Raw genomic sequence first — 23,859 nt, forward strand, 5'->3', positions numbered from 1 at the left:
GTGAACGGTTACGGCATCGGGAAGGACTTATGCCGCCAGCGCGCCCTTGGCCTTTTCGGCCAGCGCAGCAAAACCGGCTGCGTCGTGCACGGCGATGTCAGCCAGGACCTTGCGATCCAGGGTGATGCCAGCCTTCAGCAGGCCGTTCATGAAGCGGCTGTAGCTCAGGCCGTTGATGCGGGCAGCCGCATTGATACGGGTGATCCACAGCGAACGGAAGTTGCGCTTCTTCTGCTTACGGCCGATGTAGGCGTACTGCTGTGCCTTGATGACCGCCTGCTTGGCGACGCGGAAGACCTTGCGACGGGCGTTGTAATAGCCCTTGGCGAGATCCAGAATCTTCTTGTGGCGGCGACGCGCCTGTACGCCACGCTTAACTCGTGCCATTTTTCAGTTCCTCAGAGGTAAGGGAGCATGCGGTCCAGACGGCCTGCGTCTTCTGCACGGACATGGCCCGTCTGACGCAGATTACGCTTACGCTTGGTCGCTTTCTTCGTGAGGATGTGGCTACGGTTGGCGTGGCCGCACTTGTACTTGCCCGAGGCGGTCTTGCGGAAACGCTTGGCCGCTGCCCGGTTGGTCTTGATCTTGGGCATTGCAATGTCCTTGATGGGATATGACCCTGGTTTCTGACTGATCTGGCGGCGGCCTGGGCCGCTCTTTCCGTCCTGCCATGATCGGCGTACGACCCGTCCTGGGTGGGTCGAGCCGGGCATGATACAGGCAAAACCGCCCTGCCACCAGCCCCTGCAGCCCTTTCGCCGGCACTTCACCGGCATCCTGCAAAAGCAAAGGGACGCCAGCGGCGCCCCTTTATCCTGAACCATTCAGCCAGGCGCCCCGGAAGGCGGCCCGTCCGGCCTCAGGTCTTCTTCTTCGGCGCGATCATCATGACCATCTGACGCCCTTCCAGGCGCGGACGGGATTCAATGACGATGTCCTCGCCCAGATCGGCCTCGATCCGGTTGGCCATTTCACGACCCAGTTCCTGGTGGCTCATTTCACGGCCACGGAAGCGGATGTTGACCTTGATCTTGTCGCCTTCTTCAAGGAACCCGCGCATCTTGCGCAGCTTGATCTGGTAGTCGCCCTCGTCCGTGACCGGACGGAACTTCACTTCCTTGATCTCGACCTGCTTGGTCTTCTTCTTGGCCTCGCTGGCCTTCTTCTGCGCTTCGAACTTGAACTTGCCGAAGTCCATGATCTTGCAGACCGGCGGATCGGCCTGCGGCTGGATCTCGACCAGGTCCAGGCCTTCATCTTCGGCCATGGACAGCGCTTCGTCGCGCGACAACACGCCGATCATTTCTCCGTCACTGCCGATCACGCGGACGCGCGGCACACGGATTTCCTGATTCTTGCGGTTCTGTTTGTTGTCAGGGGTGCTGATATTACGTTCTCCCAAGGGTATCGAACCGGTCCGGGTGCCTGTGCGCCCGGACCGGACCTTTGCTTACGCGCCCTCGGCCTGGAGCCGCTCGATGAAGGCCTGCAGGCTCATGCTGCCCAGGTCTTCGCCAGAACGCGTACGCACCGCCACAGCCCCATTCTCCTTCTCGCGGTCACCGATGACCAGCAGGTAGGGCACGCGCTGCAACGTATGCTCGCGGATTTTATAGCCGATCTTCTCGTTACGCAAATCCGAGCTGACGCGGAAGCCTTGCTCCGCAAGGGTTTTGGTCACGCCCGAGACGTAGTCGGCCTGGGCGTCGGTGATGTTGGCCACCACCACCTGGGTCGGTGCCAGCCAGGCCGGGAACTGGCCGGCATGGTGCTCGATCAGGATGCCCAGGAAGCGCTCCATCGAGCCGACGATGGCGCGGTGCAGCATGACCGGGTGCTTCTTCTGGCTGTTCTCGTCCACGTACTCGGCGCCCAGGCGGCCCGGCATCATGAAGTCGACCTGCATGGTGCCCAGCTGCCAGGTACGGCCGATCGCGTCCTTCAGGTGGTACTCGATCTTCGGGCCGTAGAAGGCACCCTCGCCCGGCAGCTCCTGCCATTCCACGCCACAGGCGGTCAGCGCCGAGCGCAGCGCGCCTTCGGCCTTGTCCCAGGTGGCGTCGTCACCCAGGCGCGACTCCGGACGCAGCGCGATCTTGATCTGGATCTCGTCGAAGCCGAAGTGCCGGTAAACCGCCAGCGCCTGCTGGTGGAAGGCCGTCACTTCCGACTCGATCTGGTTTTCCGTGCAGAACACGTGGCCGTCGTCCTGGGTGAAACCACGCACGCGCAGGATGCCGTGCAGCGCGCCGGACGGCTCGTTGCGGTGGCAGGAACCGAACTCACCGTAGCGGATCGGCAGGTCGCGGTAGCTGTGCAGGCCCTGGTTGAACACCTGGATGTGGCCCGGGCAGTTCATCGGCTTGACCGCGTACGTGCGCTTCTCCGATTCGGTGAAGAACATGTTGTCCTGGTAGTTGTCCCAGTGGCCGGACTTCTTCCACAGGCTCACGTCCAGGATCTGCGGGCAGCGCACTTCGCCGTAGCCGCTGCTGCGGTAGACCTTGCGCATGTACTGCTCGACCACCTGCCACAGTGCCCAGCCCTTCGGGTGCCAGAACACCAGGCCCGGGGCTTCTTCCTGCAGGTGGAACAGGTCCTGCTGCTTGCCGATGCGGCGGTGGTCGCGCATCTCGGCTTCCTCGATGCGCTTGATGTACGCCTCCAGCTGCTTCTTGTCAGCCCAGGCGGTGCCGTAGATGCGCTGCAGCTGCTCGTTCTGCGCGTCGCCGCGCCAGTAGGCGCCGGAGATGCGGGTCAGCTTGAAGGCCTTCAGGAAGCGCGTGTTCGGCACGTGCGGGCCCCGGCACATGTCCACGTATTCCTGGTGGTAGTACATGCCCATCGCCTGGATGTCGTCGGACATGTCTTCGATCAGGCGCAGCTTGTAGTCCTCGCCACGGGCCTTGAAGATCTCGATCACCTCGGCGCGCGGCGTCATCTTCTTGATGACGTCGTAGTCCTGGGCGATCAGTTCACCCATGCGCTTCTCGATCGCGGCCATGTCGTCCGGCGTGAACGGGCGCTCGGAATAGATGTCGTAGTAGAAGCCCTCGGCGATCACCGGGCCGATCACCATCTTCACGTCCGGGTACAGCTGCTTGACGGCGTGGCCGACCAGGTGGGCGCAGGAGTGGCGGATGATCTCCACGCCCTCCTCGTCCTTGGCGGTGATGATGCGCAGGCTGGCATCGTGGTCGATGACGTCGCTGGCATCGACCAGCACGCCATCGACGGAACCGGCGATGGTGGCCTTGGCCAGGCCGGCACCGATCGACTGGGCGACGTCCATGACGCTGACGGGATTTTCGAACTCGCGGCGGCTGCCGTCGGGAAGGGTAATGTTGATCATCGCAGTGGCTTCGTGCGGGGCCCGCGGGGCGGGCTGGAAAGCGTTCCCGGGCCGCGGCCCGGGCAATAAAAAAGCGCCGCGAGGGCGCCTGGAACACAGGGCCTTCGGGGGCAGGTCAACAGTGGGCGGTGGTAGTACTCATGTCGCACGCTCGGCCGGCGCTGGGCGCGGGCCACCTTGTTCCAGTCAGGAGTCTGCGACGATCTTAAACCAGCGCACCGGAAAGCCCAAGGGCTGCCGTGCGGTCCGCTGAATGGCCGGCGCTGGCGGCGTGAAAACGCGATGATTACCATGTCCGCGCAGCCCGCCCCGTGCCAGCCTGCCCGCTTCCCCCCAGGACCTCGTGATGCGCCACCCGCTCCGACCGGCTCCCGCCGGCCCCGCCCGTGCCCCGCGTTCGCCGGCCCACTGCCGCGGCGCCCGCCCGCAATGATCACCGTCGGCCTTTCCACCCTGGGCTTCTGCAGCCTGGGCATGCTGGCAGCGATGTTTTCGGCACTGGCCTTCTATGCCGCCTCGCCGCACTGCCGTTGGCCCCGCCTGCGCCGTGCCGGTCGTCTCGGCCGCCAGATCGGCCTGGTCGCCGCCGCTGCTGCCCTGTGGTTGTGGATGGCCGAACTCGGCTTCGCTGCCGGCCTGGTGGCGATGCTGTGCACCTGGATGCTCGCTGCGATGCTGTTGCCGGCGCTGGCCGCCTGGCATCGCCCGGGCACGGAGTCACCCTGATGTGGCCGCGCGCCTTCGCCGGCATCATCGCTGGCTTCCTGCTTGCGGCCGCCGCTACCGGCCTGCTGGCCTGGCTGCCGCCCGGCCCGTGGCAGCGCGCACTGGTGCCGACCCTGATCGCCTTCATCCCGTTATGGATGCTGGCCGCCCTGTGGGCGTTCAGCTTCCGCAGCGCACTGCGCGCCTGGCTGGTTCTGGGTGGCAGCGCCGCGGCCGGCTTCGCCGTGCTCGGGCTGCTGCGCCTGACCGGCGCGGTGCAATGAGAGCTCCCCCATGAAGTTCAGTTCGCAGACGCTGCGCACGTTCACCACCCTGCACACCTGGGTCGGCCTGGTCGCCGGCTTCGGCCTTTTCGTGGCCTTCTATGCGGGTGCGCTGACCCTGTTCCATCACGACTTGCCGCTGTGGCAGACCCCGGGCGCAGCCACCGCCTTGCCGGCGGGCCTGGACGATGCGCAGTACCTGCTGGAAGACGTACTGGCGACACACCCGGAGGCCCGCCGCCACGTTGGCATGACCTTCCCCGGTACCGAACACCCGCAGCCCCTGGCGTACTGGCAGGCCGATGAAGGCAGCTGGCGCTACGCCTGGCCGGGCCAGATCGCCGGCAGCCCCGCGCCGCCGCAGACCGGACTGGCAGAACTGGTCAACGAACTGCACTACAGCCTCGGCCTGCCGGTGGCCGGCATCTATGTGATGGGCATCGTCAGCCTGCTGTATGGCATGGCGCTGCTGAGCGGCCTGGTGATCCACCTGCCGAGGCTGTTCGGCGACCTGTTCGCGCTGCGCCCGGGCCGCAACCTGAAGCAGCTGTGGCAGGACGCGCACAACGTGATCGGCGTGCTCAGCCTGCCTTTCCACCTGATGTTCGCAGTCACGGGCGCCCTGCTGTGCCTGGTGTTCGTGCAGATGGCCCTGCTCAATCCGCTGATCTACGACGGCAAGGCGCTGCAAGCGGTACCGACCGCGATGGACACTGCGCCGGTGCGCGATGCCAGCGGGATTCCGGCACCACCGGGCAGCCTGCGCGTGCTGCATGCGCGCGCACTTGAAGTGGCCCGCGCGCAGGGCGTGGCCAACTTTGAACCGGCCTACCTGAAGCTGGCCAATGGCGGCGATGCCAACGCCACGATCGAGATCACCGGCGAGGCCAGTGGCACCCTCGGCCCGCTTGGTGCCGTGGCATTGGACGTCGCCACCGGCAACCTGCTCGCGTCGCAGCTGCCGGGCCAGCGCGACGCCAACCACGCCACGCTCAGCGCCGCCTACGCGCTGCACTTCGGTGAGTTCGGCAACGGCGTGGTGGTCTGGCTGTACTTCCTGCTCGGCCTCGGCGGTGCGTTCCTGTTCTACTCCGGCAACCTGCTGTGGATCGAGTCGCGGCGCAAGCGTCGCCAGCCACAACAGCCACGTGCCGGTGTGAACATGGCGCGGGCCACGGTCGGGGTGTGCATCGGCCTGTGCGTGGCGATCTCGGTCGCGTTCGTCACCGCACTGGTGCTGGAGCGGCTGGCACCGTCGGCGGTCGACCACGGCATCCGCTGGGCCTGCTTCGGCAGCTGGGCAGCCTGTGCGCTGTGGGCTGCACTGCGCCGCCCCGCGCAGGCCGCGCGCGAACTGCTGTGGGCCGCAGCGATCAGCACTGCACTGGTGCCGGTCCTGCACGGTGCACTCAATGGTGACTGGCTGTGGCGCGCCGCCGCGCGTGGCCAGTGGCCGCTGTTCTGGATCGATGCCATCGCGCTGGCCATGGCCTTCGGCTTCGCCCGCCTGGCCGTCGCCAGCCAGCGCCGCGCCCGCAACGGCGATCCGAACAGCGTCTGGGCGAACTGAAGCGTCGCCGGACACGGGCCGGCGCTACCGCTGCGGGCGCTCTTCGCCCGGGTAACGACTCACTTCGATCAGGTTGCCATCCGGGTCGCGGAAGTACACTGATTCGATCGGTCCCAGCGCACCGGTACGCGCGACCGGCCCCTCCTCCACCACAATGGCCTGCGCCTGCAGGTGTGCCAGCACATCGACCATCACTGTGCGCGTGACCAGGCACAGATCGGCACTCCCCGGCGTGGGTCGCAGCGCATGCGGCTGCAGTGGCGCATTGGCCGGATGCAGGTTGATCTTCTGCTGGCCGAACTGCAGCGCGCTACGTCCCGCGCCGAAGCGTACGACCTGCATGCCGAGCACGCGCTGGTAGAAGTCACAGCTGCGTTCGATGTCGGCGACGGTGAGAACCAGGTGGTCCAGGCGTTCGAGATGGATCATGCGCAAAGCGTAGCGCCGCCGGCGTCATCGCACTGTGCGGTGTCGGGTCGCTGGCGTTGCAGCATGGCGCCGGGCATCGGCCGGCGCCACCCGGTGCTCAATCGCCGATGCGAGCCTTCTGCCACGGGCCGAGCATGGCGTTGAGCAGGCTGGCCTGATCGTCGTCACCGGTCAGCTCCCACATGAACACTCCGGCCAGGCCCTGCTCGCGGGCGAACTGCGCACGCAGGCCGATCGAACGCGGGTCCTCATAGCTGATGAGGATTTTCTGCCCGGCGTTGTACAGCCACGGGCTCTGCGCCTGCGGCTGCCAGTGCCTGGTCCAACCCGGCTGGTCGAGATAGCGCGCCTTGATCACCCGCCAGTCGCCGGCATCGGCCGGTGCACTGTAGGGCTGATACAGGCCGTCCGGTGCATCGCCGGTGACCTTGAAGCCGCGCCCGTAGAACGGCACGCCCAGCACCAGCTTGTCGGCCGGCACGCAATGTTCACGGTAGTACTGCACGGCGCCGGCCACGTTGTTCCAGCGGCGCAGCTCCGGCGCCAGCGGATCGGCCGGCACTTCATGCAAGGGCGCATTGAAGGTCGACACCGACGAAAAGCCGGTGCCCATGTCGTAGCTCATCAGGTTGATGAAATCGAATACCCTGGCCAGCGCCGGCAGGTCGTAGCTCGCCGCTGGATCATAGGGACCGTCAGTCTGCAGGCGGCCGGCGGCCAACGCGGCGGTCAGCAGCATCGGCTGGCCCACCTTGCGACCGCGTGCATCGAGTGCCTGACGGAAGGACTGCGCAAGCCGGGTCAGGTTGGCGCGATCCTGCGGGCGATGCGCCAGCTCCTTCGGTCCGCCACTGACCGGGAATTCCCAGTCGATGTCCACGCCATCGAAGCTGCCGGCATGGCGTTCGAAGAACAGCGCCATGCACGAATCGACCAGGCGCCTGCGGCTGGCCTCGGTCAGCGCTGCATCGGAGAATCCACCCGCGCCCCAGCCACCGATCGAAATCAGCGTGCGCAGGTGCGGATGCGCCTTCTTGAGTTCGGCCAGTGCGGCGAAATTCTTCGGCGCTTCCGCACCGACCGTGCAGCGGCCGTCCTCGATGGTGGAGAACGCGTAGAACAGGTGGGTCAGGCGCTCGGCCGGAATGCTCGACACCGGATAGCGCTCGGCCGATCCGCCAGGGTAGTAGGCGCCGAAGATCGGCGGCTGTGCGGGCGCTGCGTGCGCGGCAATGGGCAGGGCACCGGCAATCAGCACGGCAAGGACGGCCACGATCTGGCGGAACATGGGATCTCCCGGTTCAAAGGCGCCGTCACGTTAGCAAACCGATGGGGCTGTGGTGCGGATGTCGCGGCATGTCGTCCCATGGACAGGTGCGATCCGTGCAACCGTGACAGAACGATGGCCGCGTGGCGGCGATCATGCACTGCAGCAGGACATGCAGCGACCTGGATGAGCTTCCCTTCACAACATCGAGGCAAAGAAAAAGCGGGCCGAAGCCCGCTTTTTCATTTGCGAAAGCGTGAGGACCAACGGTCCTCACCACCGCACGATCAGCAGTACCGATTATTCGGCGCTGGCGCCTTCGCCTTCTTCGACGGCCTTCATCGACAGGCGGATACGGCCCTGCTTGTCGACTTCCAGCACCTTGACCTTGACCACATCGCCTTCCTTCAGCTTGTCGCCGACCTTCTCGACGCGCTCGCTGGAGATCTGCGACACGTGGACCAGGCCGTCCTTGCCCGGCAGGATGGTAACGAACGCACCGAAGTCCATGATCTTGGCGACCTTGCCTTCGTAGATGCGGCCCGGCTCGACGTCCGAGGTGATCTGCTCGATGCGGGCCTTGGCGGCCTGGGCAGCGATGGCGTTGACCGACGCGATGACGATGGTGCCGTCGTCCTGGATGTCGATCTGGGTGCCGGTTTCCTTGGTGATGGCCTGGATGGTCGAGCCACCCTTGCCGATCACTTCGCGGATCTTGTCCGGGTGGATCTTGATGGTCAGCAGGCGCGGCGCGTAGTCCGACAGCTCCTCACGCGGAGCGGTCAGGCCGTGGGCCATTTCACCCAGGATGTGCAGACGGCCAGCCTTGGCCTGCTGCAGGGCCTGCTTCATGATCTCTTCGGTGATGCCTTCGATCTTGATGTCCATCTGCAGGGCGGAGATGCCCTCAGCGGTACCGGCCACCTTGAAGTCCATGTCGCCCAGGTGATCTTCGTCACCCAGGATGTCGGACAGGACCACGAAACGGTCGCCTTCCTTGACCAGGCCCATGGCAATACCGGCCACCGGTGCCTTCACCGGCACGCCGGCGTCCATCAGGGCCAGCGACGAGCCGCAGACCGACGCCATCGACGAAGAACCGTTCGACTCGGTGATTTCCGAGACGACGCGGATGGTGTACGGGAAGGCTTCCAGCGACGGCATGACAGCCAGCACGCCGCGCTTGGCCAGACGACCGTGGCCGATTTCGCGGCGCTTCGGGCCCATCATGCGGCCGCACTCGCCCACCGAGAACGGAGGGAAGTTGTAGTGGAACAGGAAGTTTTCCTTGTACTCACCGGCAACGGCATCGATGACCTGGCCATCACGGGCGGTGCCCAGGGTGATGGTCACGATGGCCTGGGTTTCGCCGCGGGTGAACAGCGAGGAACCGTGGGTACGCGGCAGCACGCCAGTCTTCACGGCGATCGGGCGGACGGTGTCCAGCGCACGGCCGTCGATACGGACCTTGGTGTCCAGCACCGAGTCACGCATGGTGCGGTATTCCAGCTCGCCGAATTCCTTCGACAGCTCAGCCGGGTTCCAGCCTTCGGCGGCCACGCGGCCCGCCAGGGCTTCGAACACGTCCTTCTTGATCGCCGAGATGGCGTCACGGCGCTGCAGCTTGTCGCGCACCTGGAAGGCTTCGCCCAGGCGCGGGCCGATGGCTTCCTTCAGCGCGGAGATCAGCGCGTCGTTCTTGGCCGGGGCTTCCCAGGTCGACGGCTTGGTGCCGGCTTCGACGGTCAGCTCGTTGATCGCGTTGATGACCTTCTGCATTTCGCGGTGACCGAAAGTCACGGCGCCCAGCATCACGTCTTCGGACAGCAGCGCGGCTTCGGATTCGACCATCAGCACGGCGTTGGAGGTACCGGCAACGACCAGTTCCAGCTGCGAGTCAGCCAGTTCGCTGACGGTCGGGTTCAGGATGTACTCGCCGTTCTTGTAGCCGACCTTGGCAGCGCCGATCGGGCCCATGAACGGGGTGCCGGCCAGGGCCAGGGCAGCCGAGGCGCCGATCAGGGCCGGGATGTCGCCGTCCACGTCCGGGTTCAGCGACATGACCGTGGCGATGATCTGCACTTCGTTCTTGTAGTCTTCCGGGAACAGCGGACGGATCGGACGGTCGATCAGACGCGAGATCAGCGTTTCCTTCTCGGTCGCACGGCCTTCACGCTTGAAGAAACCACCCGGGATGCGGCCGCCGGCGTAGAACTTTTCCTGATAATCGACGGTCAGCGGGAAGAAGTCCTGGCCTTCGCGCGCGCTCTTGGCGGCGACGGCGGTGACCAGCAGTACGGTGTCGTCCATCTTGACGATGACCGCGCCGCTGGCCTGGCGGGCGACTTCGCCGGTCTCAAGCGTGACGGTGTGCTTGCCGTACTGGAAGGTTTTGGTGATTTTTGCCACGGAGGGTGTCCTTGGGGATGCTGTCTGCGAATTTGGACCGTCGGCGACCCTTGCCGCCAGCGGGTGGCCGGATCGTTCCGGCCTGAATCGGGGATTGCGGTGCTACAAAACAAAACCGCGGCGCATCGCTGCGCCGCGGGGGATTCGTTGCTTAGCGACGCAGGCCAAGCTTTTCGATCAGGGCCTTGTAACGCTCGACGTCCTTCTTCTTCAGGTAGTCGAGCAGGCTGCGACGGCGGTTGACCATCTGCAGCAGGCCGCGGCGGCTGTGGTGATCCTTCTTGTGGGTCTTGAAGTGGCCGGTCAGCAGTTCGATGCGGGCGGTCAGCAGGGCAACCTGGACTTCCGGGGAGCCGGTGTCAGCGACGCTGCGCTTGTTGTCTTCAATGACCTTCTGGGTGTCGATCGACATTTCTTTTTTCTCTGTGATGCGTGGCCGGCAGGAACGCGCTTCGCGCACCGCCAGGCTCGCCGTGGACTACGAGGATGAAACCTGCGGGAGGCAGGTTGCCGGAAAACGGCCGCGAAATTGTAACGGCCAGGGGCTTCCGGGACAAGGACCGGGGCTGAACCACCCTGCCCCGGTCAGAGGTTGAAACGGCGCTGCGGGGCCAGCAGGCCACTGTCGTCGACCTGGCCCAGGCCCTGGACAGCATCGTCCGGACCGAACACGGCCACCAGGCCATGCGGCCAGGACATGTCACGCTGGCGCTGGCCGACGCAGAAACGGTGAGCCTGGGCGGCGTCGAGGTCAACCCGCGGATACTCGGCCAGGCCGGCCGCCAGCGGCAGCAGCAGCGCGTCCATGCCCGCCTCGTCGCCGGCCTCGGCCATCACCCGCAGCTGGTCCAGGGTGACCATCACCGGTTCACGGAACGGCTCGACCCATAGCCGGCGCAGCGCACTGATATGGGCGCCGCAGCCCAGGCGTTCGCCAAGGTCGCGTGCCAGGCTGCGGATGTAGGTGCCGGAGCCACAGGTCACGCGCAGCCGCAGCCGTTCCGGCTGCTGCTCGAGTACCTCGATGGCGTGCACCTGGACCTCGCGCTCCGGGGCCTCGATGGCCTCGCCGCGGCGGGCCTTCACATACAGCGGTTCACCGCCCTGCTTCAGCGCCGAATAGATCGGCGCCCGCTGGCGGATGTTCCCCGTCAGTGGTGCCAGCGCAGCCTGCAGGGCCTCGGCGCTGATCGCCGGCACCGGACGCTGCAGCAGCACCTGGCCCTCGGCATCATCGGTATCCGTGGTCTGGCCGAGCACGATCTCGGCATCGTACGCCTTGGCCGAACCCAGCAGCAGGCCGGCGATCTTGGTCGCCTCGCCGAAGCATAGCGGCAGCAGGCCGGTGGCCAACGGGTCGAGGCTGCCGGTGTGGCCCCCCTTCTCGGCACGGAACAGGCGGCGCGCCACCTGCAGGGCGGCGTTGGAGCTCATGCCGGTCGACTTGTCGAGCAGCAGGATGCCATCCAGGCGGCGGAACTGAATTCGGGTCATGACAGATACGGGTAGCGCCGGGCCATGCCCGGCGAGCGCGAAGCGCGGCCAGCGTCCGGCCTCGCACGGTCAGAATGAAAAGACGCCGGGCATGGGCCCGGCGCTAGCTTATTCTTCGTCGCTCTCGCGACGCTTCTCCGCGGCCAGCGTATCGGGCAGGTCGCGCAGGATGTTGTCGATGTGCTCACCACGGTCGACCGAATCGTCGTAGTGGAAATGCAGCTCCGGCACGTGGCGCAGCTTCATCGCACGGGCCAGGTCCATGCGCAGGCGGTAGCCCAGCTCCTTCAGGCCGGCCACGGCTTCAGCCGAGCGTTCCGGCATCAGGGCGGTGACGAACACCTTGGCATGGGCCATGTCGCGGGTGATTTCCACGTCGGACACGCTCACCGAGGGCAACCCGTGCTCGCGCACGGCGTTGTGCACCAGGGTGCCGAGTTCACGGCGCAGCTGGGCGGAGACACGGTCGGTTCGATGGAAAGCCTTGGGCACGAGCAGCTCTTGGTTCAGTTGTCGCCCGACCAACGGTCGGGCGCTACCTTTGATTCGATTGTCGCCCGACCAACGGTCGGGCGCTACAGGTACATGGTAGGGCCCGACCGTTGGTCGGGCCACCTTGCAGCATTACAGGGTGCGCGGCACTTCGATACGCTCGAAGCACTCGATCTGGTCGCCTGGCTTGACGTCGTTGTAGGCCTTCACCGCGATACCGCATTCGGTACCGTTGCGGACTTCCTCGACGTTCTCCTTGAAGCGACGCAGCGATTCCAGCTCGCCCTCGAAGATCACCACGCTGTCGCGCAGCACGCGGATCGGCTTGTTGCGCTTGACCACGCCCTCGATGACCATCGAGCCGGCAACGGCGCCCAGCTTGGAGCTGCGGAAGACGTCGCGGACCTCGGCGATACCGATGATCTCTTCGCGGATCTCCACGCCCAGCAGACCGGATGCCACCTGCTTCACCTGATCGATCACGTCATAGATGATCGAGAAGTAACGCAGGTCGACGCCGTTGGATTCAATGATGCGACGGGCCGAAGCATCCGCACGCACGTTGAAGCCGATGACGGTGGCCTTCGAAGCAGCCGCCGAGTTGGCGTCCGATTCGGTGATGCCGCCGACGCCGGAGTGGATCACGTTGATGCGGATGTCTTCGTTGGACAGCGCGACCAGTGCCTGGCTCAGGGCCTGCACCGAACCCTGCACGTCGGCCTTGATGACCAGGTTGAGAACCTGCTGGCCCTCGCCCTTGCCCAGGGTCGCCATGATGTCTTCCATGCGGCTGCCAGCGGTGGCGACCAGGCGCGACTCACGGCGCTTGGTCTCACGCTGCTGCGCAACATCCTTGGCCAGGCGCTCGTCCTCGACCACCACGAAGTCGTCTCCGGCTTCCGGTACACCGGACAGGCCCAGGACCTGCACCGGGATCGACGGGCCGGCGAACTCCGGCTGCTTGCCGGTTTCGTCGAACAGCGCACGCACGCGGCCGTACTGGATACCGCACACCAGGTAGTCGCCCTTCTTCAGGCGGCCCTGCTGCACCAGCACCGTAGCGACCGGGCCGCGGCCCTTGTCCAGCGACGATTCGATCACCACGCCCGAGGCGCGGCCTTCGTCGACGGCCTTCAGTTCCAGCAGTTCGGCCTGCACCGACACCGCGTCCAGCAGGTCGTCGATGCCCAGGCCGGTCTTGGCCGAGATCTCCACCATCTGGATGTCACCACCGAACTCTTCGGCCACGACCTGCTCGGAGAGCAGCTCGTTCTTGACCCGCATCGGGTCGGCACCGGACTTGTCGATCTTGTTGATCGCCACGATCAGCGGCACACCCGCCGAACGGGCGTGCTGGATCGCTTCCTTGGTCTGCGGCATGACGCCGTCGTCGGCAGCAACCACCAGCACCACGATGTCGGTCAGCTTGGCACCGCGGGCACGCATCGAGGTGAACGCGGCGTGGCCCGGGGTATCCAGGAAGCTGATGACGCCCTTGGGCGTTTCGACGTGATAGGCACCGATATGCTGGGTGATGCCGCCGGCTTCGCCGTGGGCAACCTTGGTGCGGCGGATGTAGTCCAGCAGCGAGGTCTTGCCGTGGTCGACGTGACCCATGATGGTGACCACCGGCGGGCGCTGCACGGCTTCGCCCTGGTTTTCACCGGTCGAAGCCAGCAGCGCGTCTTCGGCATCGTTGTCGTTGGCACGGATCGCCTTGTGGCCGAGTTCTTCGGTCACCAGCGCAGCGGTGTCGTGGTCGATGGACTGGGTGATGGTCGCCATCACGCCCATCTTGAACAGCGCCTTCACCACCTCGCCGCCCTTCAGCGCGAGCTTCTGCGCCAGGTCGGCCACGGTGATGGTCTCGCCGATCGCGACTTCACGCACGACCGGGGCGGTCGGGCGTTCGAACGCGTGCGGACCGGCATTGTTGCCACCACGCGACATGTCGCGACGGCCACCGGACTGGTTGCGGCCACCCGGACGTCCACGCGAATTGCTGTTGTTGCTGTTGCCGCGACGCGCACGGTCGGCGGCCGACAGGTGCATCTGGCCGGCGAAGCGGTCGCCCGGGCCACGCTCGTTGCGCGGCGCGCTGCGGTTGTTGCGCTCGTCGTTGCGCGGCGGCGGCGGCGGAGCACCACGCGGCGCAGCCGGGGCGGCGGCCGGGGCGCGCGGCGGGCGCGGCGCGGTTTCGTCGATCGGAGCACGCTTGGGCTTGCTGGCGGCCAGTGCCTCGGCCGCCTTGGCCGCAGCCGCAGCTTCCTCGGCAGCCTTCTTCTCGGCCTCGGCGCGTTCCTTGGCGGCAGCCTCTTCCTCACGGGCACGGACGATGGCCTCGTCGCGCAGACGATCCTTCTCGGCCAGGGCCTGCTGTTCGGCGAGGTTGCGCGCACGCGACTCTTCCAGCTTGCGCAGGATGTCGGCGCGCTCTTCGTCCGGCGTCATGGCGCGAGCACCATCCTTGACGTAGGTACGCTTCTGGCGCACCTCGACATTCACGGTCGTCTTGCTGCGACCGGAATTGACCGTCACTTCCTGCTGCTTCCGGCGGTTGAGCGTGATCTTCTTTGCAGACTGATCGGTCTCTTCCGGGGCCTGCTCGGGCTTGCCGTGCGAACGACGAAGGAAGCCCAGGAGCTTTACCTTCTCGGAGCTGGTCACGACCTGGTCGGGACCGCTGAACTTCATGCCGGCACCGGCCAGCTGTTCCAGCAGTTTTTCGACCGGCGTGTTGACCAGTTCGGCAAGCTTGCGGATGGTGGTTTGCTGCGACATTCGGATCCTATGATCTTGTGGGCGCCCCCCCGCATCTGGAGGTGGCGCGGATTCTACGCCCTGAGCGGCTCAGGGCCCTGTTCATTGCCGGCTCATTCGCCGCGTTCCAGTCGGGCGATCTCCTCGGCACGGGCGGCCAGGATCAGCGCAGCGGCGCGCGCCTGATCCAGTCCTTCGATGCCGAAGTCCATGACCTCGTCGGCGGCCAGGTCGGACAGGTCCTCGCTGGTACGCACGCCGTGGCCGGCCAGCGCATATGCAGTGGCTTCGTCCATGCCCTTCAGGGACAGCAGGTCCTGCGCCGGCTGGCCGTCTTCAAGGCCTTCCTCGACTGCCAGGGCCTCATTGAGCAGCGCATCGCGGGCACGAGCGCGCAGCTCTTCGACGATGTCCTCGTCGAAACCTTCCACGGCCAGCAGTTCGCCGACCGGGACATATGCGATTTCCTCGACGGTGCCGAAGCCTTCGCTGACCAGGATGCCGGCGATTTCCTCGTCCACTTCCAGCTTGTCCATGAACAGCTGGCGGGCGGCAGCCTGCTCGGCCTCCGACTTGGCAGTGACCTGGTCCTGGGTCATCACGTTGAGCTGCCAGCCGGTCAGGCGGCTGGCCAGGCGCACGTTCTGGCCGCCCTTGCCGATCGCCTGGGCCAGGCGGTCTTCGGCAACGGCCAGGTCCATCGAGTGCTTGTCCTCATCGACGATGATCGACTGCACTTCAGCCGGCGCCATCGCGTTGATGACGAAGTTGGCCGGGTTGTCGTTCCACAGCACGATGTCCACGCGCTCGCCATTGAGCTCGTTGGACACGGCCTGGACGCGCGAACCGCGCATGCCGATGCAGGCACCGATCGGATCGGTGCGCTGGTCGTGGGCCAGCACGGCGATCTTGGCGCGGTCGCCCGGATCGCGGGCGCAGGCCTTGATTTCCACCAGGCCCTGGCCGACTTCCGGCACTTCCAGCTTGAACAGCTCGATCATGAACTCCGGCGCGGCGCGGCTGATGAACAGCTGCGGGCCACGCGGCTCCGAGCGCACTTCGGCCAGGTAGCCGCGCACGCGGTCGCCGGCACGCAGCACGTCGCGCGGAATGCCCTTGTCCTTCGGAATGAAGCCTTCGGCATTGCCACCGAGATCGACGTAGATGTTGCCGCGCTCGGCGCGCTTGACCACACCGGTGATCAGCTCACCCACGCGATCCTTCCATGCATCCACGACCTGCTGGCGCTCGGCTTCGCGCACGCGCTGGACGATGACCTGCTTGGCGGCCTGGGCAGCGATGCGGCCGAAGTCCGGGTTCTCGATCTGCTCTTCGATGTAGTCGCCGACCTCGACGCCTTCGGCCTCGTCGACGGCGTCCATCAGGCGGATCTGGCGATCCGGCGATTCCATCACCACGTCATCGGCCACCACTTCCCAGCGCCGGAAGGTTTCGTAGCTGCCATCCTTGTGGTCGATGACCACGCGGGTCAGCACTTCCTCCTCGGGATAGCGCTTCTTCGCTGCCGAGGCCAGGGCGGCCTCGATGGCATCGAAGATCACTTCACGCGGCACGCCCTTCTCGTTGGCGACTGCGTCGACTACCAGCAACAGTTCCTTGCTCATTGGCTCACTCCGCGCGCGGCTTCTTTGCCGCCGGCTCGTTGGAAGAAGAATTCGTGTTCGGCTTCGGACGCTTCGGTGCCGGACCGGTCGGCTTGCTCGGGGCCAGCCCCAGCGCCACCCAGTCGGGCATGATCCGTGCCTTGTCGATGTTGTCGGCCGACACGACCACTTCAGCCTTGTCGACGATGAAGGTGATGGTGCCCGCAGCCTCGTCGATCGCTTCGATACGGCCCTGCAGGCGACGACGGTTGTCCTGCGGCAGCTTCAGCGTGACCTTGGCCGATTCACCCTGGTGGCGGCCGAACTGCTCCAGGTTGAACAGCGGGCGGTCCACGCCCGGCGAGGACACTTCCAGCGTGTAATTGCCGCTGATCGGGTCTTCGACGTCCAGCTGCGCCGAGACTTCGCGGCTGACCCGCTCGCAGTCGTCGACATTGATGATGCGCTCGGGCTGTTCAGCCAGCGGCACGTCGATGTAAAGGCGCAGGGTCGCACCGCCGGGGGCCGGCAGATACTCAACGCCCAGCAGCTCCAGGCCCAGCGACACAACGGTCGGGGCGAGCAGATTCGCGATGTCGGTTGCCTTGTCGCTCACAGCCTGCCTTGATCTCTATGGTTGGGTGCCGGCCTTGGCCGGCGTGGAAACATGACGCCCCGGAAACGACAAAGGGCCCGTTGGGCCCCTTTTCCGGAAAGACTCCGGTGACTGGATTCCGGTTGCAACCTGCATTGCCTGCCGGTTGCGGCCCTCCTTCCGGGTCCGGACTCCCGCTGGGAGGCCGCCTTCAGGGGTACTGCTAGGCCGCTGATGATAGCGGCTGCACCGCGCTGGTGCAAGGTGCGGACCTGGGGTCAGATCCCTTTTCCACGGGAAAAGGGATCTGACCCCGATCACGCAGAAACGACGCAGACCCCAAAGAAAAACGCCCTCGAAGCAGCACTTCGAAGGCGATTTCTCTACTTGGTAGCGGGGGCAGGATTTGAACCTGCGACCTTCGGGTTATGAGCCCGACGAGCTGCCAGACTGCTCCACCCCGCATCAGAAGCGGAATTATGAGCGGTTGCTCCAAAAACTGCAAGCCTCCCCTCATTCATCAAATCGGTTGGCGCCGATCCGAAGTTGGTAGCGGGGGCAGGATTTGAACCTGCGACCTTCGGGTTATGAGCCCGACGAGCTGCCAGACTGCTCCACCCCGCACCGGAAGTGTTTGAACTGCTGCCCTGCTCTTGCGAGGGGGGCTACCGCAACGATGTTCTGGCTGAACCGCTGCAGTGACAACTCAGGCTGCGCATATTACACGAAGCGCGCAGCTTTGTGTCAACTTTCATGCAAGATGCGCAAATGCCTGCTGGCACCAGACCATGATCGGGTTCCAGGCCAGGCCCAGGGCCAGCAGCGCCAGGGCATTGACACCCAGCACCACACCCAGCACGCGGTCGTTGTTGCGCGGCATGGCCTCGCCCACCGGCTCATCGAAGTACATGACCTTGATGACGCGCAGGTAGTAGAAGCAGCCGACCACGGCGCACAGCACGCCCAGGATGGCCAGCCACAGCAGGCCGCCGTTGACGGCCGCGCCCAGCACCGCCAGCTTGGTCCAGAAGCCCAGGAACGGCGGGATGCCGGCCAGCGACGCCATGATGCACAGCACCAGGCCGGCCATCCACGGGTTGCGGGCATTGAGGCCCTTGAAGTCCTCGATGTTCTCGGCTTCAAAGCCGGCACGCGACAGCGCGATGATCGCGCCGAAGGCGGCGGTCGACATGATGGCGTAGGCCAGTGCGTAGAACAGCGCAGCGGCATAGCCCTGTGCGCCACCACCGGCGATGCCCATCAGCAGGAAGCCGATGTGCGAGACGGTGGAGAACGCCAGCATGCGCTTGAGATTGCTCTGCGCGATGGCCATCAGGTTGCCGATGACCAGCGAGACTGCGGCCAGGCCGGCGATCAGCAGCTGCAGTTCGGTCGACAGCGGACCCACGCCCATTTCCAGCAGGCGGTAGGCCATGCCGAAGGCGGCCAGCTTCGGCGCCGAGCTGATGAACAGTGCGATCGGTGCCGGGGCACCCTGGTACACGTCCGGCAGCCACATGTGGAACGGTGCGGCACCCAGCTTGAAGGCGACGCCGGCGATCATGAACACCGCACCGGTGATCAGCAGCACGCGCTCTTCCGAGTGCGGGATGGCGTCACGGATGACGTCCAGGTGCAGGCTGCCGGTAGCGCCGTAGATCAGCGACATGCCGTACAGCAGCAGGCCAGAGGCCAGCGAGCCGAGCACGATGTACTTCATCGCCGCTTCCGAGGCCAGGCCGTTTTCGCGGTTGCTGGCGACCAGGGCGTAGGAGCACAGCGCCAGCAGTTCCAGGCCCAGGTAGACCATCAGCAGGCTGCCGGCCGACACCAGGATCATCATGCCGGCGGTGCCGAACAGGATCAGCACCGGGATCTCGCCCTGGAACAGGTTGCGGTCACGCAGGTAACGCCAGCCGTAGACCAGGGTCAGGCCGCTGAGCAGCACGATCCCGGTCTTCATCACGTCCGCGGCGGTATCGCGCACGAACATGCCATGGAAGACCTCGCCCTGCCCGCCCACGCCGGTGACCAGCATGAACAGCACCACGGCCAGCGCAGCGAGCGAGAACAGGTGGGTGACGATCTTGTTCCGGTTGCTGACGAACAGGTCGAGGATCATCAGGGCGAAGGCGCTGCCGATCAGCACCAGCTCGGGAGCGAGCGGTGGCAGGTCAGCGGCGGTCAATGGCAGCAGCGGCGAGGTGGTCATCATCAAATCCTGGAATTACAGCAGCTTGCTGGATGCGATCTGCATCGCCAGCTTCGCGATCGAGGGCTCCATCAGGTCGGTCAGCGGCTTGGGATAGATGCCCAGGGCCAGCACGCCGATGGCGAACACGCCCAGCACCAGCCATTCGCGGCCGTTGATGTCCTTCAGTTCGGCAACATGGCTGTTGGCCACTTCACCGAAGAAGATGCGCTTGTACAGCCACAGGGTGTAGGCGGCGCCGATGATCAGGGTGGTGGCCGCGCCCAGCGCGATCCACGGATTGCGCTGGAAGGCCGACAGGATGACCATGAACTCGCCAACGAAACCGCTGGTACCGGGCAGGCCCGCGTTGGCCATGAAGAACAGCATGGCGAAGGTGGCGAACCACGGCATCACGTTGACCACGCCGCCGTAATCGGCGATGCGGCGGCTGTGCATGCGGTCGTACAGCACGCCGACACAGGAGAACATCGCGCCGGAGACGAAGCCGTGCGAGATCATCTGCACCATGGCGCCCTGCAGGCCCAGGCGGGCGGCATCGGCGTTGCCGGCTTCACGGACCAGCCACAGGGCAATGAAGGTGCCCAGGGTGACGAAGCCCATGTGCGCGATCGACGAATAGGCGATCAGCTTCTTCATGTCGTCCTGCACCAGGGCGACCAGGCCAACGTAGATCACTGCGATCAACGACAGCGCAATCACCAGCCAGGCCCATTCCTGCGACGCGTCCGGGACGATCGGCAGGTTGAAGCGCAGGAAGCCATAGCCACCGATCTTCAGGGCGATGGCGGCCAGGATCACCGAACCGGCGGTCGGCGCTTCCACGTGGGCGTCCGGCAGCCAGGTATGGACCGGGAACATCGGCACCTTGACCGCGAAGGCGATCAGGAACGCGAAGAAGATCCAGGTCTGTTCCTTGGCCGACAGTGGCAGTGCATACAGGTCGGCCAGCTGGAAGCTGCCGCCCTTCATGTACAGGTAGATCAGTGCCACCAGCATCAGCACCGAGCCGAGGAAGGTGTACAGGAAGAACTTCAGCGCAGCGTAGATGCGACGCGGGCCGCCCCAGACACCGATGATCAGGAACATCGGGATCAGCATCGCCTCGAAGAACACGTAGAACAGCATCGCGTCCGTCGCCGCGAAGATACCGACCGTGACGCCTTCCAGGATCAGGAAAGCCGCCACGTACTGGTTCACGCGCTTGTCGATGGCGCTCCAGGCGCCGATCAGGGCAAGCACGCTGACCAGGGTGGTCAGCAGGATCAGCGCCACGGCAATGCCGTCCACGCCCAGGTTGTAGCCGATCTTGTACGCCGGGATCCAGGCATGGGTCTCGACGAACTGCAGACCGTCGATGCCCGCGTTGTAGCCGCTCAGCAGCGAGAGGCTCGCCACGAACGTCAGCACCGCTACGCCCAGCGACGCCCAGCGGGCGGTCTGCGCATCACGGATCGCAAGGATCAGGGCGCCACCGATGATCGGCAGCCAGATGAGGACACTGAGTAGAGGCCAGTTCGACACGTCTTCTTATTCCGTACAGGTCATCAACGCAGGTAATGCATCAGCACGCCCAGCAGGGCAATCAGGCCGATGATCATCGCGAAGGCGTAGTGATAGAGGAAACCGGATTGGGTACGACGCAGCACGCCGGCTGCAACGTCCACAACACGTGCCGAGAGATTGACCACGCCGTCGACGATGTTGCTGTCGATCCAGCGCGAGACCTTGCCCAGCTTGACGCTGCCACCGGCAAAGCCATCGATCCACAGCTTGTCGAAGCCGTACTTGTTTTCCAGCACCGACACCAGCGGAGCGAAGGCCTTGCGTGCCTTGCCCGACAGGTCCGGCTTCCACAGGTAGAACAGTGCGGCCAGCAGGAAGCCCGCAACGGTCAGCATGAACGCCGGAGCCATCATGCCGTGCAGCGCGAAGGCGACCGGGCCGTGGAACTCCTCACCCAGGAAGCCGATGGTGTTCTTGGCCGGATCGTAGAAGTCGACGATTCCGGTGAAGAACGTATGCGCCTGGCCCTTGATGGCATCGTGGGCATGGTGGCCGGCCCAGTCGGTGCCGTACAGCATCGGACCGATGCTGAAGAAACCGATGGCGATCGACGGGATGGCCAGCAGGATCAGCGGCAAGGTCACCACCCACGGGGTTTCGTGCGGCTCATGCGGACCGTGGCCATGGCCGTGGTCATCGTGATGCGCATCGCCGTGGTGGGCGTCGGCGGCGTGGTGAGCGTCATGGCCGTGACCATGATCGTCATGATGCACGTCGCGGAAACGCTCCTTGCCATGGAAGGTCAGGAACAGCAGGCGGAAGCTGTAGAAGCTGGTGACGATCACGCCACCCAGCACCGCCCAGTAGCCGTAGGTGGCCACCCAGTTGTTGGACAGGTGCGCGTGCAGCTCGGCGGCCTCGATGATGGTGTCCTTCGAGTAGAAGCCGGAGAAGAACGGCGTACCCACCAGTGCCAGCGTACCGATCCACATGGTGATGAAGGTGATCGGCATGTACTTGCGCAGGCCACCCATCTTGCGCATGTCCTGCTCGTGGTGCATGGCAATGATGACCGAGCCGGCACCCAGGAACAGCAGCGCCTTGAAGAAGGCGTGGGTCATCAGGTGGAACACGGCTGCCGAGTAGGCCGACACGCCCAGTGCAACCGTCATGTAGCCCAGCTGCGACAGCGTGGAGTACGCGACGACGCGCTTGATGTCGTTCTGCACGATACCGATCAGGCCGGTGAAGAACGCGGTGGTGGCACCGATGAACAGCACGAAGTTCAGCGCGGTCTGCGACAGCTCGAACAGCGGCGACATGCGGGTGACCATGAAGATACCGGCGGTCACCATCGTCGCGGCGTGGATCAGTGCCGAGATCGGGGTCGGGCCTTCCATCGAGTCGGGCAGCCACACGTGCAGCGGGACCTGGGCCGACTTGCCCATGGCACCAATGAACAGGCAGATGCAGATGACGGTAGCGATCGACCAGATCACCGGCTCGTTGAGCAGCTGCATGCCCAGGATCGTGCCGTCCCAGATCTGCAGCTGGGCGCGCGGATCAGCCAGCATGCCGGCCTGCGAGAACACCTGCGAGTAGTCCAGGGTGCCGAACACCCACAGCACGCCGGCGATGCCGAGCAGGAAGCCGAAGTCGCCGACGCGATTGACCAGGAACGCCTTCATGTTGGCGAAGATCGCGGTCGGGCGCTTGAACCAGAAGCCGATCAGCAGGTACGACACCAGGCCCACCGCTTCCCAGCCGAAGAACAGCTGCAGGAAGTTGTTGCTCATCACCAGGGTGAGCATCGAGAAGGTGAACAGCGAGATGTAGCTGAAGAACCGTTGGTAGCCTGGATCGTCCTGCATGTAGCCGATCGTGTAGATGTGGACCAGCAGCGACACGAAGGTCACCACCACCATCATCATCGCGGTCAGCTTGTCGACCATGAAGCCGACGTGGGCCGAGTACTGGCCGACTTCGAAGAACGTGTAGATGTTCTGGTTGAACGGCTGTGCGCCGCCCCACAGCAGCTGGTAGAGCGTGTACATCGACAGGCCGCAGGCCACCGCGACGCCGAGGATGGTGATGGTCTGCGCGCCGAAGCGCTTGACCTGGCGACCGAACAGGCCGGCGATGATGCTGCCGAACAGCGGCGCAAGCACCACTGCGATCAACAGACTCTTGGAGAGAGTGATTTCCATCTGTGGATCAGCCCTTCAACGAATCGACTTCGCCGACATTGATCGTGCGGCGGGTACGGAACAGGGTCACCAGGATCGCCAGGCCGATGGCGGCTTCCGCGGCGGCGACGGTCAGGATGAAGAACACGAACAGCTGGCCGGACGGATCGCCCAGCTGGCGCGAGAAGCCGACGAAGTTGATGTTCACCGACAGCAGCATCAGTTCGATCGACATCAGCAGGACGATGACGTTCTTCCGGTTGAGGAAGATGCCGGCCAGGCTGATGGCGAACAGCACCGCGCCAAGCGCAAGGATGTGGCCAAGGGTAATCACGGCTGGGTCTCCTCGCCGGTGGCCGGCTTGCTGTTGCTGTGCACGACCGGTGCTTCGGCACCCATCTTGACCATGCGCAGGCGCTGGCCGGCCTTGACCATGGTCTGCTCGCCCGGGTTCTGGCTCTTGACGCCGGTACGGCGGCGCAGGGTCAGCATCACGGCGGCAACCACGGCCACGGTCAGGATGACGGCGGCGAACTCGAACGGCAGCAGGTACTCGGTGAACAGCGTGCGTGCCAGCCAGGTGATGTTGGAACTGTCGGCGGCGACCGCAGCGGCGTTGTCGGCCGGGAACGGCGTGACCGAGCGTGCCTTGACGCCGATCAGGATCAGCATCTGCGCCAGCATCGCCACCGCGACGATGAGGCCGACCGGCAGGTAGCGCACCCAGCCCTCACGCAGCTTGGTGGGGTCGATGTCCAGCATCATCACCACGAACAGGAACAGCACCATCACCGCGCCGACGTAGACCAGCACCAGGGCCACGCCGAGGAACTCGGCCCCCACCAGCAGCCACACGCAGGCAATGGAGAAGAAGGTCAGCACCAGGCAGAGCACGGCGTGAACCGGGTTGCGCACGCTGATCACCGCACCGGCCGAAACCGTTGCCGCGATGGCGAACACCCAGAAAGCGATATTTACCCAATCCATCTCT

Annotated in this window: 21 protein-coding genes and 2 tRNA genes; 3 read left to right on the plus strand and 20 right to left on the minus strand. The window is 65.2% G+C overall.

All coding sequences use genetic code 11. The features are described 5' to 3' along the window. Positions 1-27: 27 nt before the first annotated feature. The 4 genes from rplT to thrS form a co-directional block, all read right to left on the minus strand. Positions 28-387, minus strand: a complete 360-nt coding sequence (gene rplT / locus ACSYHF_RS13990) for a 50S ribosomal protein L20 (protein WP_005410435.1) — start codon at positions 385-387, stop codon at positions 28-30. A gap of 11 nt (positions 388-398) precedes the next feature. After that, the gene (rpmI, locus tag ACSYHF_RS13995) at positions 399-596 is read right to left on the minus strand and encodes a 50S ribosomal protein L35 (protein WP_005410436.1); all 198 of its coding nucleotides are present in this window, start codon (positions 594-596) and stop codon (positions 399-401) included. A gap of 266 nt (positions 597-862) precedes the next feature. Next, entirely contained in the window at positions 863-1,405 is a 543-nt protein-coding gene (gene infC, locus ACSYHF_RS14000) for a translation initiation factor IF-3 (RefSeq protein WP_080104334.1), read from the minus strand. A 48-nt stretch (positions 1,406-1,453) separates the two neighbouring features. Continuing rightward, the gene (gene thrS / locus ACSYHF_RS14005; RefSeq protein ID WP_005417872.1) at positions 1,454-3,355 is read right to left on the minus strand and encodes a threonine--tRNA ligase; all 1,902 of its coding nucleotides are present in this window, start codon (positions 3,353-3,355) and stop codon (positions 1,454-1,456) included. A gap of 429 nt (positions 3,356-3,784) precedes the next feature. Here thrS and ACSYHF_RS14010 point away from each other — a divergent pair, with 429 nt between their 5' ends. Genes ACSYHF_RS14010 through ACSYHF_RS14020 form a run of 3 tightly spaced genes read left to right on the plus strand, consistent with a single transcriptional unit; the run spans position 3,785 to position 5,914 of the window. Next, positions 3,785-4,081: a hypothetical protein gene (locus ACSYHF_RS14010; RefSeq protein ID WP_005410439.1), complete on the plus strand. Its 297-nt coding sequence runs from the start codon at positions 3,785-3,787 to the stop codon at positions 4,079-4,081. Beyond that, positions 4,081-4,344: a hypothetical protein gene (locus tag ACSYHF_RS14015; RefSeq protein WP_049413666.1), complete on the plus strand. Its 264-nt coding sequence runs from the start codon at positions 4,081-4,083 to the stop codon at positions 4,342-4,344. Before ACSYHF_RS14010 ends, ACSYHF_RS14015 begins: the two co-directional genes overlap by 1 nt. Before the next feature lie 10 nt (positions 4,345-4,354). Then, on the plus strand, positions 4,355-5,914 hold the full coding sequence (locus tag ACSYHF_RS14020; protein ID WP_447575742.1) for a PepSY-associated TM helix domain-containing protein: 1,560 nt from the start codon (positions 4,355-4,357) through the stop codon (positions 5,912-5,914). A 24-nt stretch (positions 5,915-5,938) separates the two neighbouring features. Here the strand turns inward: ACSYHF_RS14020 and ACSYHF_RS14025 are convergent, their stop codons facing one another. The 16 genes from ACSYHF_RS14025 to ACSYHF_RS14100 form a co-directional block, all read right to left on the minus strand. Next, positions 5,939-6,343 (minus strand): VOC family protein, encoded by a 405-nt coding sequence (locus ACSYHF_RS14025; protein WP_005417880.1) that lies wholly within the window; start codon positions 6,341-6,343, stop codon positions 5,939-5,941. A 97-nt stretch (positions 6,344-6,440) separates the two neighbouring features. Then, complete coding sequence (locus ACSYHF_RS14030) at positions 6,441-7,631, minus strand: glycoside hydrolase family 18 protein (RefSeq protein WP_447575743.1); 1,191 nt, start codon at positions 7,629-7,631, stop codon at positions 6,441-6,443. A gap of 279 nt (positions 7,632-7,910) precedes the next feature. Beyond that, on the minus strand, positions 7,911-10,019 hold the full coding sequence (gene pnp / locus ACSYHF_RS14035; protein WP_053499253.1) for a polyribonucleotide nucleotidyltransferase: 2,109 nt from the start codon (positions 10,017-10,019) through the stop codon (positions 7,911-7,913). A 151-nt stretch (positions 10,020-10,170) separates the two neighbouring features. Next, entirely contained in the window at positions 10,171-10,431 is a 261-nt protein-coding gene (rpsO, locus tag ACSYHF_RS14040) for a 30S ribosomal protein S15 (protein ID WP_414604308.1), read from the minus strand. A gap of 173 nt (positions 10,432-10,604) precedes the next feature. Continuing rightward, on the minus strand, positions 10,605-11,513 hold the full coding sequence (gene truB, locus ACSYHF_RS14045) for a tRNA pseudouridine(55) synthase TruB (protein WP_134972535.1): 909 nt from the start codon (positions 11,511-11,513) through the stop codon (positions 10,605-10,607). Between the two features lie 108 nt (positions 11,514-11,621). Beyond that, positions 11,622-12,005, minus strand: coding sequence for a 30S ribosome-binding factor RbfA (rbfA, locus tag ACSYHF_RS14050; RefSeq protein WP_447575744.1), 384 nt, complete (start codon positions 12,003-12,005; stop codon positions 11,622-11,624). Positions 12,006-12,137: 132 nt separating this feature from the next. After that, complete coding sequence (gene infB, locus ACSYHF_RS14055) at positions 12,138-14,786, minus strand: translation initiation factor IF-2 (protein WP_053499259.1); 2,649 nt, start codon at positions 14,784-14,786, stop codon at positions 12,138-12,140. A gap of 92 nt (positions 14,787-14,878) precedes the next feature. Continuing rightward, positions 14,879-16,390, minus strand: a complete 1,512-nt coding sequence (gene nusA, locus ACSYHF_RS14060) for a transcription termination factor NusA (RefSeq protein WP_005417911.1) — start codon at positions 16,388-16,390, stop codon at positions 14,879-14,881. Positions 16,391-16,394: 4 nt separating this feature from the next. Next, complete coding sequence (gene rimP / locus ACSYHF_RS14065) at positions 16,395-16,985, minus strand: ribosome maturation factor RimP (RefSeq protein WP_005417913.1); 591 nt, start codon at positions 16,983-16,985, stop codon at positions 16,395-16,397. Between the two features lie 367 nt (positions 16,986-17,352). Beyond that, positions 17,353-17,429: transfer RNA gene (locus ACSYHF_RS14070), tRNA-Met, on the minus strand. A gap of 82 nt (positions 17,430-17,511) precedes the next feature. Next, a tRNA-Met gene (locus ACSYHF_RS14075) sits at positions 17,512-17,588 on the minus strand. Positions 17,589-17,715: 127 nt separating this feature from the next. Then, positions 17,716-19,176 (minus strand): NADH-quinone oxidoreductase subunit NuoN, encoded by a 1,461-nt coding sequence (gene nuoN / locus ACSYHF_RS14080; protein ID WP_065179770.1) that lies wholly within the window; start codon positions 19,174-19,176, stop codon positions 17,716-17,718. A 15-nt stretch (positions 19,177-19,191) separates the two neighbouring features. Next, complete coding sequence (locus ACSYHF_RS14085) at positions 19,192-20,700, minus strand: NADH-quinone oxidoreductase subunit M (protein ID WP_005410452.1); 1,509 nt, start codon at positions 20,698-20,700, stop codon at positions 19,192-19,194. A 23-nt stretch (positions 20,701-20,723) separates the two neighbouring features. Continuing rightward, on the minus strand, positions 20,724-22,889 hold the full coding sequence (gene nuoL, locus ACSYHF_RS14090) for an NADH-quinone oxidoreductase subunit L (protein ID WP_197598544.1): 2,166 nt from the start codon (positions 22,887-22,889) through the stop codon (positions 20,724-20,726). Positions 22,890-22,896: 7 nt separating this feature from the next. Further along, entirely contained in the window at positions 22,897-23,202 is a 306-nt protein-coding gene (nuoK, locus tag ACSYHF_RS14095) for an NADH-quinone oxidoreductase subunit NuoK (RefSeq protein WP_005417921.1), read from the minus strand. After that, positions 23,199-23,855, minus strand: coding sequence for an NADH-quinone oxidoreductase subunit J (locus ACSYHF_RS14100; protein WP_005417923.1), 657 nt, complete (start codon positions 23,853-23,855; stop codon positions 23,199-23,201). Before ACSYHF_RS14100 ends, nuoK begins: the two co-directional genes overlap by 4 nt. Positions 23,856-23,859: the final 4 nt, after the last annotated feature.

Source organism: Stenotrophomonas maltophilia group sp. P373 (genome assembly GCF_053295075.1).

Coding starts and splice junctions, on each gene's coding strand:
- ACSYHF_RS14100 (WP_005417923.1), bottom strand. CDS start 23,855: ATGGATTGGGTAAATATCGCTTTCTGGGTGTTCGCCATCGCGGCAACG.
- ACSYHF_RS14025 (WP_005417880.1), bottom strand. CDS start 6,343: ATGATCCATCTCGAACGCCTGGACCACCTGGTTCTCACCGTCGCCGAC.
- rpsO (WP_414604308.1), bottom strand. CDS start 10,431: ATGTCGATCGACACCCAGAAGGTCATTGAAGACAACAAGCGCAGCGTC.
- nuoL (WP_197598544.1), bottom strand. CDS start 22,889: ATGGAAATCACTCTCTCCAAGAGTCTGTTGATCGCAGTGGTGCTTGCG.
- thrS (WP_005417872.1), bottom strand. CDS start 3,355: ATGATCAACATTACCCTTCCCGACGGCAGCCGCCGCGAGTTCGAAAAT.
- ACSYHF_RS14030 (WP_447575743.1), bottom strand. CDS start 7,631: ATGTTCCGCCAGATCGTGGCCGTCCTTGCCGTGCTGATTGCCGGTGCC.
- ACSYHF_RS14015 (WP_049413666.1), top strand. CDS start 4,081: ATGTGGCCGCGCGCCTTCGCCGGCATCATCGCTGGCTTCCTGCTTGCG.
- nuoN (WP_065179770.1), bottom strand. CDS start 19,176: ATGACCACCTCGCCGCTGCTGCCATTGACCGCCGCTGACCTGCCACCG.
- truB (WP_134972535.1), bottom strand. CDS start 11,513: ATGACCCGAATTCAGTTCCGCCGCCTGGATGGCATCCTGCTGCTCGAC.
- infB (WP_053499259.1), bottom strand. CDS start 14,786: ATGTCGCAGCAAACCACCATCCGCAAGCTTGCCGAACTGGTCAACACG.
- rplT (WP_005410435.1), bottom strand. CDS start 387: ATGGCACGAGTTAAGCGTGGCGTACAGGCGCGTCGCCGCCACAAGAAG.
- rpmI (WP_005410436.1), bottom strand. CDS start 596: ATGCCCAAGATCAAGACCAACCGGGCAGCGGCCAAGCGTTTCCGCAAG.
- ACSYHF_RS14020 (WP_447575742.1), top strand. CDS start 4,355: ATGAAGTTCAGTTCGCAGACGCTGCGCACGTTCACCACCCTGCACACC.
- ACSYHF_RS14010 (WP_005410439.1), top strand. CDS start 3,785: ATGATCACCGTCGGCCTTTCCACCCTGGGCTTCTGCAGCCTGGGCATG.
- nusA (WP_005417911.1), bottom strand. CDS start 16,390: ATGAGCAAGGAACTGTTGCTGGTAGTCGACGCAGTCGCCAACGAGAAG.